Annotated in this window: 13 protein-coding genes; 3 read left to right on the forward strand and 10 right to left on the reverse strand. The window is 44.4% G+C overall.

What is annotated here, in order from left to right; translation table 11 throughout:
• The first annotated feature begins 11 nt into the window (after positions 1-11).
• Complete coding sequence (locus tag AC0VYI_RS18240) at positions 12-1,754, forward strand: SulP family inorganic anion transporter (protein ID WP_475444679.1); 1,743 nt, start codon at positions 12-14, stop codon at positions 1,752-1,754.
• 127 nt (positions 1,755-1,881) lie between these two features.
• On the opposite strand, the gene AC0VYI_RS18245 is transcribed toward AC0VYI_RS18240, so the two are convergent.
• The 5 genes from AC0VYI_RS18245 to ihfB all read right to left on the reverse strand — a co-directional run bounded on the left by AC0VYI_RS18245 (position 1,882) and on the right by ihfB (position 5,098).
• Positions 1,882-2,199, reverse strand: a complete 318-nt coding sequence (locus AC0VYI_RS18245; protein ID WP_475444680.1) for a ComEA family DNA-binding protein — start codon at positions 2,197-2,199, stop codon at positions 1,882-1,884.
• A gap of 200 nt (positions 2,200-2,399) precedes the next feature.
• Complete coding sequence (pyrF, locus tag AC0VYI_RS18250; protein ID WP_475444681.1) at positions 2,400-3,101, reverse strand: orotidine-5'-phosphate decarboxylase; 702 nt, start codon at positions 3,099-3,101, stop codon at positions 2,400-2,402.
• Between the two features lie 90 nt (positions 3,102-3,191).
• On the reverse strand, positions 3,192-4,370 hold the full coding sequence (gene lapB / locus AC0VYI_RS18255; protein WP_199477120.1) for a lipopolysaccharide assembly protein LapB: 1,179 nt from the start codon (positions 4,368-4,370) through the stop codon (positions 3,192-3,194).
• A 5-nt stretch (positions 4,371-4,375) separates the two neighbouring features.
• A complete protein-coding gene (locus tag AC0VYI_RS18260) occupies positions 4,376-4,699 on the reverse strand; it encodes a lipopolysaccharide assembly protein LapA domain-containing protein (protein WP_199477121.1) in 324 nt (107 codons plus the stop codon).
• 75 nt (positions 4,700-4,774) lie between these two features.
• A complete protein-coding gene (gene ihfB, locus AC0VYI_RS18265) occupies positions 4,775-5,098 on the reverse strand; it encodes an integration host factor subunit beta (protein WP_325097300.1) in 324 nt (107 codons plus the stop codon).
• Positions 5,099-5,302: 204 nt separating this feature from the next.
• Here ihfB and ppa point away from each other — a divergent pair, with 204 nt between their 5' ends.
• The gene (gene ppa, locus AC0VYI_RS18270) at positions 5,303-5,833 is read left to right on the forward strand and encodes an inorganic diphosphatase (protein ID WP_067014020.1); all 531 of its coding nucleotides are present in this window, start codon (positions 5,303-5,305) and stop codon (positions 5,831-5,833) included.
• Positions 5,834-5,967: 134 nt separating this feature from the next.
• Here ppa and trxB read toward each other — a convergent pair whose 3' ends face one another.
• Together trxB and AC0VYI_RS18280 are read right to left on the reverse strand one after the other, a co-directional pair.
• Positions 5,968-6,921, reverse strand: a complete 954-nt coding sequence (gene trxB / locus AC0VYI_RS18275) for a thioredoxin-disulfide reductase (protein ID WP_067014018.1) — start codon at positions 6,919-6,921, stop codon at positions 5,968-5,970.
• A 134-nt stretch (positions 6,922-7,055) separates the two neighbouring features.
• On the reverse strand, positions 7,056-7,799 hold the full coding sequence (locus tag AC0VYI_RS18280; RefSeq protein WP_475444682.1) for a HesA/MoeB/ThiF family protein: 744 nt from the start codon (positions 7,797-7,799) through the stop codon (positions 7,056-7,058).
• A 54-nt stretch (positions 7,800-7,853) separates the two neighbouring features.
• On the opposite strand from AC0VYI_RS18280, the gene AC0VYI_RS18285 reads away from it, so the two are divergent.
• Positions 7,854-9,152, forward strand: a complete 1,299-nt coding sequence (locus AC0VYI_RS18285; protein ID WP_475444684.1) for an inosine/guanosine kinase — start codon at positions 7,854-7,856, stop codon at positions 9,150-9,152.
• Between the two features lie 171 nt (positions 9,153-9,323).
• Here AC0VYI_RS18285 and AC0VYI_RS18290 read toward each other — a convergent pair whose 3' ends face one another.
• The 3 genes from AC0VYI_RS18290 to AC0VYI_RS18300 form a co-directional block, all read right to left on the reverse strand.
• Entirely contained in the window at positions 9,324-9,833 is a 510-nt protein-coding gene (locus tag AC0VYI_RS18290; RefSeq protein ID WP_067014012.1) for a chemotaxis protein CheW, read from the reverse strand.
• 115 nt (positions 9,834-9,948) lie between these two features.
• Positions 9,949-10,818, reverse strand: a complete 870-nt coding sequence (locus AC0VYI_RS18295) for a Tim44 domain-containing protein (RefSeq protein WP_199477125.1) — start codon at positions 10,816-10,818, stop codon at positions 9,949-9,951.
• 13 nt (positions 10,819-10,831) lie between these two features.
• Positions 10,832-11,839: a tryptophan--tRNA ligase gene (locus AC0VYI_RS18300; RefSeq protein ID WP_475444685.1), complete on the reverse strand. Its 1,008-nt coding sequence runs from the start codon at positions 11,837-11,839 to the stop codon at positions 10,832-10,834.
• Positions 11,840-11,923: the final 84 nt, after the last annotated feature.

Consider the following 11,923-nt stretch of genomic DNA (forward strand, 5'->3'; position numbering starts at 1 on the left):
GGATATTTTTTGTGAAAAATAATACACTTGTTCGATTACTTCCCGCCTGGCAATGGTTGAAGACTTATAAAGCGGCAGATATGCAGGCTGATACGATTGCCAGCATTATCTTTACCATTATGGTCATTCCACAAAGCTTGGCGTATGCCATGCTAGCTGGCCTACCTGCGATCACTGGATTGTATGCCAGCATTTTGCCCTCTATTTTGTATTCCCTTTTTGGCACGAGCCGCATCTTAGCGGTTGGACCCGTTGCCATCACCTCGGTCATGACGGCATCCGCCGTATTGCCTTTTGCAACCGTCGGGACAGATCAATACGCCACGATCGCCATTTTACTAGCATTGTTATCAGGCACGATGTTATTAATATTGAGCATATTGCGACTAGGCTTTTTAACCAACTTACTGAGCCACCCGGTAATTTCAGGCTTTATTAGTGCCTCCGCACTGTTAATCATCTTGGGGCAAGTAAAACATCTACTTGGTATTCATGCCTATGGCGATACTCTCATTCCACTCGTAAGCAGCCTAGCTAAACATCTTCACAATACAAATATTCCAACACTCGTGTTAAGCATTGCTTCTATTGCCTCTTTGGTACTGATGAAGCGGTATTTCCCTTCCTTGCTGAAATCCCTTGGCTGTTCTCCTAAAACCGTTCAGCTTTTTGGTAAGTCAGGCTCTATATTGGTGGTGGCTGGTACAACGATTGCCGTCGGTGCTTTTTCTTTAGATCGATTAGGCGTCAGCATTATTGGCGCGGTACCAAGCTCTATTCCCACTCTCAAAGTCAGTGCAGTGAATATCAGCATGCTTAAGGAGCTGCTCCCCAGTGCGTTTTTGATCAGTATTGTCGGCTTTGTCGGCTCAGTATCAGTCGCCCAAACCTACGCAGCGAAATATCGTCAAGACATCGATCCGAATCAAGAGTTAATGGGCCTTGGGATGGCGAATATTGGCTCGGCTCTGTGCGGAGCCTTCCCCGTCACGGGTGGCTTTTCACGCACAGTACTAAATGCAGAATCTGGGGCGAAGAGCCCGATGACAGGGATTATTTCTGCGTTATTGATTCTGTTAACCTTACTCTTCTTAACGCCGCTGTTTTATTACTTACCGACAGCGATTTTGTCCGCCATTATCTCCATCTCGATGTTAAAGCTGATTAGCTTAGAGGATGCAAAACACCTTTGGCGATTTTCTAAAAAAGAAGCCATTCTTTTATTGGTGACGTTTTTCGTTGTGCTGTTTGGTGGTATGGAAACGGGCTTAATTGCGGGTGTGGTGTTATCACTCTTGTTCTTTCTTTGGCACACAAGCCATCCTCATATTGCCATTGTCGGCCGCGTGCCGGGAACAGAGCACTTCCGTAACGAACAGCGTTTTGCGGTCGAAAAGCACCCTCATATTCTGACCATTCGCATCGACGAGAATCTATTTTTTGCCAACGCTCGCGTATTAGAAGACCGACTACAAACCATCGTTTCGCAAAATACCGACATTAAACATTTAATCTTAATGTGTAACGCTGTGAACATGATCGATGCCAGTGCAATGCAAAGCTTAGAAAAAATCGTCGTCCGCTTAGCAGACTCTGGGGTGAAGTTACATCTATCGGAAGTGAAAGGGCCTGTCATGGACAAATTAAAAGGCTCGCAGCTACTTAACACTCTCACTGGTGAGGTATTTTTAACACAACACCAAGCCATACAGAAGCTAGAAAAATGCTGCGGAGATGAACAAGAGGGCAAATAAAATCCCATACACTATCCGCCCTAACCAACACAAAAAAACCAAGCTCTTCCGGTTATTTTCAAACCATGCAGGGCTTGGTTTTTTTAGCAATGTCGATACATTAGTATGATCAACAAAGCCTCATGGGTTACTGCTTAGAGGACGCACTTTCCATATTTGCAGGACTCGCTACTTGCAGTAACGCTTTATTGCGCTCTAGCAATACCTCGCCAATACCTTTCACCTTCACAAGCTGATCAACCGATTTGAACGCTCCGTGTTCTTTACGATAATCAATAATTGCCTGTGCTTTTTTCTCACCCACACCAGACATGACGGCTGCCAGTTGATCGGCCGTTGCCACGTTAATATTTAAAGGGGTTGCGGCAAACAGAGCCATAGGAGACAAAGCAAGCAGAAGCAGAGAACGGAAAAGTAGCGCGCGTAAAAAAGACAACGAGGTCATAATAACATCCTTTTTGTTGGTTAATATTCGGCATCCAGCCAATAAAAAAACGATCCTGAACGTAATGAAACGTCCGGATCGTTTTTAGGGTAAAAGCTTTTTTCATTCAATTCAAGGGGCAATGTGCCGCCCCTTTTCTATAATCCTCGTCTTACCAACAAGATGACAAGACAGGCGTTATGTATTATTTACAGCCTATATTAACAAACACCAAGCTCACGGTTGACTTGTGTTAATACCGCAATCGGATCCGCCGCTTGAGTGATAGGTCGTCCCATTACTAAATAATGACTTCCCGCTGCCATGGCTTGCGTGGGGGTCATAATGCGCTTTTGGTCTCCCTGCTCGGAACCCGCTGGACGAATGCCTGGTGTCACCAATACAAAGTCCTTACCAAGCTCTGATGATAAGATAGAAGACTCCTGCGCTGAGCAAACCACACCATCCATACCAGACGACTGAGCCAGCCTTGCGAGACGTTTCACATGTTGCTCAGGCGTTAGATCAATCCCCACTTCGATTAAATCAGACTGATCCATGCTAGTCAGGACGGTCACTGCAATCAGCAAGGTTTTATGATCCAATTTTTGCAAGGCATTGGCTGAGGCTTCCATCATACGGCGACCACCAGAAGCATGGACGTTGACCATCCAAACCCCCGCTTTTGCTGCTACACACACGGCATTAGCCACGGTATTTGGAATATCGTGAAATTTCAGATCTAAGAAAATCTCAAACCCCAGTTTATGGAGTTCGTCTAAAATGGCAGGGCCTGCAGTGGTAAACAGTTCCTTGCCCACTTTCACTCGACATTGGCTTGAGTCGAGGCGTTTCGCCATCTCAAGAGATTGCGCCATGGTTGGGTAGTCTAGGGCAACCACTATAGGGGATTGGCAGCTCATTTATCATCCTCTTTTTTACGACTAGATATTGGTTCAATGTCTGTTAATTGATTGGCGACGAACAGTAAAATCCGCCCATTTTTAATAAAATTATTCGCCTTCCAAACCGTGTATGGGCTTTACCGTCCCCCAGTTTTTACAACTAGGGCATTGCCAATGCAGTTGATAACCAGAAAAACCACATTGGCGACATTGGTATTGCGGCTTGGAATTAGCAAGCTGGTCAATCAGCTCATACAATACTTCAAGGTGCTGTTGATTCTGCCCACGGGATAAATCCATTTGCAAGCTGATAAGCGCTTTAAAGCCTTTTACCGTGGGATGGGAGCGCATTTGCTCAACCATAAACATTTCGGCATATTCTTTGTCGTCTACCATGTAATGTTCAGCCAATGCCAAGATAAGCGCCGCTGAAGGCTTTTTCTGGTTTTGCTCTTGTAGAAACTTCACAAAACCACTACTGCCCCACACCCGTTGATAACAATCTTTTAGCTTGGGGATCACCACAGAAATGTATTCCGCATCCTGTTCAGCCACTTGCTTTAGCTCTTTAATGGCATCTCGGTAACGTCGCTGACTACTCAGTACATCAGCGGCTCCAATACTTGCCCGAACACAACTGGGGTCTACTCCCAAGGCTTGTTTATAATGTTGATAAGCTTCTTTTGGCTGATCTTTTTTAAACAACGTTTGCGCCATCTCACAATGAAAGTGCGCCAAGCGTTTGATTTCTTTTTTATTCGGCGAGTCTTTGACCAGTTCGGTACCAATTTGAATAGCCTTATCCCAGCTTTGCTCAAATTCGTATAGATCCACCAGCAGGGTTAAAATTTTGGGATGAAACTCACTTTTACGAGAGGCAGTTGCCATGTTGAGCAATAATCGACTGGCACGATCCAATAGACCCGCCGACATAAAATCACTGGCCAGTTCTAATTGCACCATGCGCATTTCTCGCGACGATATTTCAGGACGCGCTAACAAACTTTGATGAACATTAATGGCTTTTTGTATTTCACCTTTTTTGCGAAACAAACTACCCAACGTTAAATGAATATCAAACGTATCGGAGTTAATTTCTAACGACTCAACAAACGCATCGATGGCTTCGGATTGCTGGTCATTTAAAAGGTGATTCAGGCCTCGGAAATAATCAGGTGGAACGTTTTTCTTTTCACGCTTTGGCTTTTTCGCCGGATTTTTTCGCCCCATTGCCCAGCCGATAAAAAGCGCGACAAATAGAACAATAAATAACCCAACTTCGGTCAACGCCGCTACTCCTTCCCTGAAGACAATTCTTGGGTAATGGACGCTTTGCGTAATTGATCCAATTCCTTAGTTGCCTTATCAAGGCGCTTGCTCAGCAAACGAACCTGACGCTCTGAACGTAAATAACTAATCGAACTTACCAACAAGGCAACACAAGCCCCAAAAGAGAAAGATAAAATCGAATAAAGCGCAACACTCAACTCTGGCCCTTGCCAAAAAACAAGGTCAAGGCGAATAAGCTGTGGATTTCGGATGGCAAAAAACACACCGACAGCCAGAAAAAAGACAATCAGAATGATTAATACAACCCTTTTCAGCCATTTAAGCATAAAGCAACCTACTAAATTAGAATGGCGACATTATGCCGTCATAGCTAAGAAAATTCGAGGTATAAAGATGTAAATTTAGTTGAGTTCGTTAACACCATCATCCGGGGAGTTCACCAACTCTCGCAATTCTTTTCCCGGTTTAAAGTGAGGGACATACTTAGCAGATAACTCAACAGACTCTCCAGTCTTCGGGTTTCGACCTATTCGAGGTGCACGGTAGTGCAAGGAAAAACTACCAAAACCTCTGATCTCGATGCGCTCACCATTCGCCAAAGAATCGGACATATGATCAAGCATAGTTTTGATGGCTTGCTCTACATCCTTCACTGGCAAATGTGATTGCTGATCGATTAACAACTCTATCAGCTCAGATTTCGTCATTCTCGTCTCCGCGACTATATTTTGATCACATAGTAAGACTAGCTAAATTTAGAAAGAAAGCAATCACTTAAAGAGATCAAAGGGCAATTAATGCGCTTTTTTTGCAATATTGGGCAAATATTTATCGAGTCTGGGGATTTGATAACTGGCATCCTACATAGTGAGCTTTTATAATGCCGGACATAGTTACAACCATTTTTACAACCATTGGAAGATAAAACAATGAGCTACAATACAATTCCTGCGGGCAAAGATGCCCCAAATGACATCAATGTGATCGTCGAAATTCCTGCTCAAAGCACACCTGTAAAATACGAAGTGGACCACGACATGGACGCTTTGGTGGTAGACCGCTTTATGACGGCACCTATGTTTTACCCAGCCAACTATGGCTACATCAACAACACCTTGTCAGATGATGGCGACCCAGTTGACGTGTTGGTTATCACTCCTTACCCAGTGGTAGCAGGTTCTGTTATTCGCTGCCGTCCAGTTGGTGTGCTAAACATGTCTGACGAAGCAGGTATGGATGCTAAATTGGTTGCGGTTCCTCACGAGAAACTAAGCAAAGAGTACGGTCATATCCAAGACGTACAAGACATTCCTCAACTGCTTCGCGACCAAATCGAACATTTCTTCGAAAACTACAAAACCCTTGAAAAAGGCAAGTGGGTAAAAGTTGAAGGTTGGGCTGGCATCGAAGAAGCGAAAAAAGCCATTGTTGAAGGCATCGAAGCGTTTAACGCTAAGTAATTTGCTTTTACAATGCTAAAGCAAAAAAACCGATCTCAAGATCGGTTTTTTTATGCTCAGTGCTTACGCTTCATTAGGTCTCAACACACAACATGACAAAGACATAGCCCATCAGGGTGTGCAAAAAAGCCGTATTAGGCTTGCGAATCTAAGAAACGCTCGGCATCTAGTGCTGCCATACAGCCAGTACCAGCGGATGTAATGGCTTGACGGTAAATATGATCAGACACATCACCCGCCGCAAAAACGCCCTCTACGCTCGTCTGAGTGGCATTACCGTGAGAACCCGTTTGTACCTTGATGTAGCCGTCTTTCATATCCAGCTGGCCTTCAAAGATGTCTGTGTTAGGTTTGTGACCAATGGCAACAAACAAACCAGCGACATTCAACTCTTTCTTTTCGCCTGTTTGGTTATTCTTAATGCGAACACCAGTGACACCAGCATCATCACCTAGTACTTCATCTAACTCAGAATACCATTCAATTTTCACATTACCGTTCTTGGCCTTTTCCAACAGTTTGTCAGACAAGATTTTCTCAGAGCGGAACTTGTCACGACGGTGAATAACCGTCACTGTCTTCGCAATATTGGCTAAATATAGCGCTTCTTCAACCGCTGTATTACCACCACCGACGACCGCCACGTCTTGATTACGATAGAAAAAACCGTCACACGTTGCACAGGCCGATACACCTTGCCCCATGAATTTCGCTTCACTTTCCATGCCCAGATACTGAGCACTTGCTCCGGTGGCAATAATCAGTGCGTCACAAGTATAAACGCCGCTGTCACCTTCTAAACGGAAAGGACGGTTTTTCAGATCGACTTTATTCACATGATCAAAAATAATTTCTGTTTCAAAACGTTCTGCGTGTTTGCGCATGCGTTCCATTAGCTCAGGGCCTTGAACACCTTGATCATCACCTGGCCAATTGTCTACTTCCGTTGTGGTGGTTAATTGCCCACCCATTTGCATACCAGTAATCATTACAGGGTTTAAATTCGCACGTGCTGCGTATACTGCGGCCGTATAGCCTGCTGGGCCGGAACCCAAAATCATTAACTTAGCGTGTTTCACATCGCTCATTTCATTGCTCCTGTAAACGGACATCCTGCTAGCTATTGAACCAGCATCTTTTCATGTGACGAATTCTAACCAATATAGAACAAAACTATTAGCAAAAATTGTTAATAACTAACATAGGGGCGTTCTATGTGTTTTCAAGATTGGCATGTCTGGCATTGCGGATCTTTTGTCAATCGCATTTCACGCCAGTGCCCTGCAAAACCATCGAATATCTTCAATAGACCATGCTCAACACGGCCACAACCACTGGCTATTTTTAGTGCATCCAAGGCTTGCAGCACCCCAAGGGAACCAACCACAGGGCCAATTACCCCACTTTGACTACAATTGAGCTGGGCGTCTGACATATCTGGATACAAACACTCATAGCAAGGAAACGTTTTCTGATCGTATAAAAAACTCACTAACTGCCCTTCCCAGCGAATCGCCGCGGCGCTCACTAGTGGTTTTTTAGCCGCTAAACAAGCACGGTGAATGGCCTGTCGTGCGGTGTAATTATCCGTACAATCCAGTACCACATTGGCCCGTTCAATCGCTTGATGTAACCGTTCACCTTCCAAACGATCGGGTAAAACGGTAAGCGTCACATCAGTATTTTTCACCGCCAACTGAGCCTTGGCCGCCGCCGCCTTGTTTAACCCTAGTTGCGTATCAGCATAGAGTACCTGACGAGGCAAATTGCTGGACTCAAGCGTATCACCATCTGCTAATATCAATTCTTTAACCCCAGCACTGGCCAAATAGGTAGCTGCAATATTCCCCAATCCACCAAGACCAATCACTAAAATGGTCGATTCAAAAAGAGCCATCTGCCCTTCCACGTCAAAATTGCTCAATAGTAACTGTCGACTGTAGCGTTCAAGCTGAGATTCGTTCATTTTTCCCTTACTCTTTGCTAAAATTATGGGCTTATTTAACCATCGGACACCTAAATGAAATTTCCTGGCAGACGCAAGATCAAACACTACTTTCCCGTTTCTGAAACCAAACCCGTCTTGCCTACTTCCGAGGTGCGTCCCGACAAAGATACCTATATTGTCGGGCTAGATGAAACCATTGTCGACGTTATTGCCAATGTTACAGACGAATTCCTAGACAAATTTAATATCCACAAGGGATTATCCAATCTTGTGGATGAAAAAACGGCAACAGCTATCTACCACGAGTTGACTGAAAAGAAATGCATTTCAGATCATTTTGCTGGCGGCACCATCGGCAACACCATTCACAACTACTCGGTCCTTGCGGATGATAAGTCTGTCTTATTAGGCGTGATGTCATCCAATATCAAACTTGGCTCTCCCGCCTACCATTATATTTGTCATACCAGCAGCAAAGTAGACATGAACCATCTTCAAGGCGTGCCTGGCAACATTGGTGGCGGTATTACCTTGATTACCCCAGATGGAGAACGCACCTTCGCGATAGCCCCTGGTGATATGGATGAGCTAGACACAGACCATATCCCTGAGCAAATCATTGCAGGGGCGGCGGCCTTTGTGAGCTGCGCTTACCCTCTACGTCATGATGGCAAGCCCATTAAACAAGCCATGTTAACCGCCTTAGAGTACGCCCATCGTCACCATATACCCACCGTGCTAACCCTAGGGACGAAGCATGTAGTGGTCGATCATCACGATGAACTGCTTGAGATCATCAAAAAGTACGTTAATGTTCTTGCCATGAATGAATTAGAAGCGGAAGCCCTCACCGGCTTTTCTGATCCGCTCAAAGCCGCTGATGCGATTCTGGATTACGTCGATATTGTCTTGCTCACAGCGGGACCTGAGGGTTTATATCTATGTGGTCATACAGAAAGCGATTTGAAGCGCGAAACCACTAACCCCATAAAATCTGGCAGCATAGCGGATTTTAATCGCTGGGAATTCAGTCGTCCGATGCCGTTAAAAGCCTGTAAGAACCCTGTTAAGGTCTTTTCACACATTGACCCATACATGGGTGGGCCCGAAAAAATACGTAACACTAACGGCGCAGGAGACGGCGCGTTATCTGCCTTATTGCACGATATCTCAGCCAATCATTTCCATCGAGAAACCTTGCCCAATTCCAGCAAACACACAGCGCCCTTCTTAGCGTATTCATCGTTTGCGCAAATTTGTAAATATTCCAACCGAGTCAGCTATGAGATTTTGGCGCAAAACGCGCCGCGCTTATCACGTGGTTTACCAGAAAGAGAAGACAGCCTAGAAGAAGCCTATTGGGAACGTTAAGTTATTCCCAATAGGCTATGTGAACACATATAGAATCGATGTGATCGAATAAAGCGAACGCGGAAAACGGTACCACTCACATAAACGTCTGACATAAAAAAACCATGCTTGGTCGGCATGGTTTCTATGTCACGCAATATGACGTGAACTCTGTGTCTAAACGCTGTGTTATTACATGGCTTCGATGCCAAGGGCATCATTGCGTTCAAACATACGATCCAATTCCAGCAAGATCACCAATTCTTCATCTTTTTGGTAAACACCCTGAATAAACATTAAAGCTTCATCGTTACCCACGCTCGGGCTTTGCTCGATTTCGCCTTGATATAAATAAAAGACTTCTTGAACGGCATCCACTAGAAGACCGATCTGCTCACCATCGTGTTCAACGATAATAATACGCGTGTCATCTGTAATGGTACATTCTGGCAAACTGAAACGAACACGGGTATCAACCACCGTTACAACGTTACCACGTAGATTCACAATACCAAGTACATAGGAGGGTGCGCCTGGTACCGGTGCAATTTCACTGTAACGAAGTACTTCTTTAATCTGCATGACGTTAATACCATAGGTCTCGTCAATAAGCTTAAAGGTAAGGTACTGTAGTAATTCCCCTTTCTTTCCTTCCACTGCAATGTTTTTGCCGGACTCTTTAATAGGCGCTAATTCAGACATGGCTCACATCCATATACAATTAAATTAAGATAGTAAACGAAACAACCGATATGACCAGTTTAGACATATCGGCTGAGGTTTTCGTGCAGATTCATGTAACAATTGGTTATCTTGTTTAGTGATCTTGTTGGATACCAACAATCGTCCAATTGCTTTTCGCATCTGACATGTTTTTTTCTAAGTGCCAAATTTCATTAGTATCAGAGGTTTCATCGCCTTCTTTAATCCAGCCTGTAAACCTCAAGGAAATAGAAGCTACAGAGCCGATTATTTCGCCACGAACCAACTCTACCATCAAAGAAACGACCTCTGTACGAGGTTTGTTATCGCCGTATTTAGCCCTTTCTTTAACCAACATGTTGTAAATTTCAGGGCTGACATAATCCAGTATTGTATTGAAGTTATTATCATCCCACGCTTTTTGTAAAATAATATAGTGGTTTTTGGCTTCTGCCACAAACGCCTGTTCATTAAAGCCTGGTGGCAATTGGATCTCTGGTTCACCAGAAAAGCCTGCCCCCATAGCACCAGGGCCTGGTTGAACGCCATCTTGTGAGCCATTATAGGCATCACGGTACATACCGTTGCCTGCTGATTCTTGTGCAGCACGACGTTTGGGCGCAATAAAAAACTTGTAAATCAAAAAGCCGATCAAGGCAAACAGCAGAATATCGCCAAAGGAGATGCCGTGAAAGGCGCCGCCGAAGATAGACGCAAACAAACCACCTACCAATAAACCGCCTAACAAGCCACCACCAAGGCCACCTAAAAAGCCACCTCGTTTACCTTGTTGGGTATTACTGGTTGATTTGTTACTGCTAAAGGCCCCGTCTGAATTTTTACTACTTTTAAATTTAGAACTGGAAAAGCTTTTACCAAAACTTCCCCCGCCACCAAATTTTTTGGCATTTGCGTCGGCGCTAAAGCCACCAACGCCTAATGCCAGAACAAATGCCATCAATAAGGCATATACAGATGTTTTCATGGAACTTCTCCGGTTATTTAAAATTCACTAAACCAACGGCATTTCGCAAATCGGCGATACGCTTGCGTGCATGAACACGCGCTTTCTCTCCACCCGCTTGCAACACTTGCTCTACGTGAGCAGGGTTTGCCATCAGCTCTAAATACTTTTCACGCGGTTCAGCCAATTGATCATTCACAAGCTTAAACAACTCTTTCTTCGCTTCGCCCCACGCAATCCCTTCCGCAAAATGCTTACGCATTTGCTCTGTTTGTTCAGGGGTCGCGAAGGCCTTATAAATATCAAACACCGTCGAGTCGTTTGGATCTTTTGGCTCACCAGGCTCTAATAAATTCGTTTTGATTTTATTAATGCCTTTTTGTAATTTTTTCTCTGTTTCAAACAGTGGAATCGTATTGTTATAACTCTTACTCATTTTGCGGCCATCCAAACCTTTTAGTATGGACCCTTCTTCGCCCACCACCGCTTCAGGCAACACAAAATGCTCACCAAATAAATGATTAAAACGCCCTGCAATATCACGAGCCATTTCAATATGTTGGATTTGGTCACGCCCCACAGGCACTTTATTGGCATTAAAGGCCAAAATATCGGCCGCCATAAGTATAGGATAGCAGAACAATCCCATTGTGATACCAAAGTCAGGATCTTGATTATCTGCTGTGTTTGCATCCACTGCGCCTTTATAAGCATGAGCGCGATTCATCAAGCCTTTCGCCGTAACACAAGTGAGTAGCCAATTCAGTTCGGCAATTTCTGGCACATCGGATTGGCGGTAAAACGTTACCTTCTCTGGGTCCAAACCGCATGCTAGCCAAGTAGCGGCAATTTCTTGGCGAGATTGCTGAACACGTGCTGGATCCTGACACTTAATCAAAGCGTGATAGTCAGCCAAAAAAAAGTAAGCATCGGTGTCTTCTTGACGGCTTGCTTCAATCGCAGGTCGGATAGCACCAACATAGTTACCTAGGTGTGGAGTGCCGGAAGTTGTGATACCTGTTAAAACGATTTCTTTTGCCATTGTTCCTACTCAATCATGTTAAAAATTGCGCTAACCCTATCATAAAAAGGTGATATCAAGAATGTTAGCGCTCAATCTCAAACT

This window comes from Marinomonas sp. 63XJN7_9_ISO-PGPR-S23-217, assembly GCF_056173515.1.

Excerpts from the sequence above, each read along its gene's own strand:
- AC0VYI_RS18245 (WP_475444680.1), bottom strand. The coding sequence starts at position 2,199 with ATGACCTCGTTGTCTTTTTTACGCGCGCTACTTTTCCGTTCTCTGCTT.
- pyrF (WP_475444681.1), bottom strand. The coding sequence starts at position 3,101 with ATGAGCTGCCAATCCCCTATAGTGGTTGCCCTAGACTACCCAACCATG.
- AC0VYI_RS18260 (WP_199477121.1), bottom strand. The coding sequence starts at position 4,699 with ATGCTTAAATGGCTGAAAAGGGTTGTATTAATCATTCTGATTGTCTTT.
- ppa (WP_067014020.1), top strand. The coding sequence starts at position 5,303 with ATGAGCTACAATACAATTCCTGCGGGCAAAGATGCCCCAAATGACATC.
- trxB (WP_067014018.1), bottom strand. The coding sequence starts at position 6,921 with ATGAGCGATGTGAAACACGCTAAGTTAATGATTTTGGGTTCCGGCCCA.
- AC0VYI_RS18280 (WP_475444682.1), bottom strand. The coding sequence starts at position 7,799 with ATGAACGAATCTCAGCTTGAACGCTACAGTCGACAGTTACTATTGAGC.
- AC0VYI_RS18285 (WP_475444684.1), top strand. The coding sequence starts at position 7,854 with ATGAAATTTCCTGGCAGACGCAAGATCAAACACTACTTTCCCGTTTCT.
- AC0VYI_RS18290 (WP_067014012.1), bottom strand. The coding sequence starts at position 9,833 with ATGTCTGAATTAGCGCCTATTAAAGAGTCCGGCAAAAACATTGCAGTG.
- AC0VYI_RS18295 (WP_199477125.1), bottom strand. The coding sequence starts at position 10,818 with ATGAAAACATCTGTATATGCCTTATTGATGGCATTTGTTCTGGCATTA.
- AC0VYI_RS18300 (WP_475444685.1), bottom strand. The coding sequence starts at position 11,839 with ATGGCAAAAGAAATCGTTTTAACAGGTATCACAACTTCCGGCACTCCA.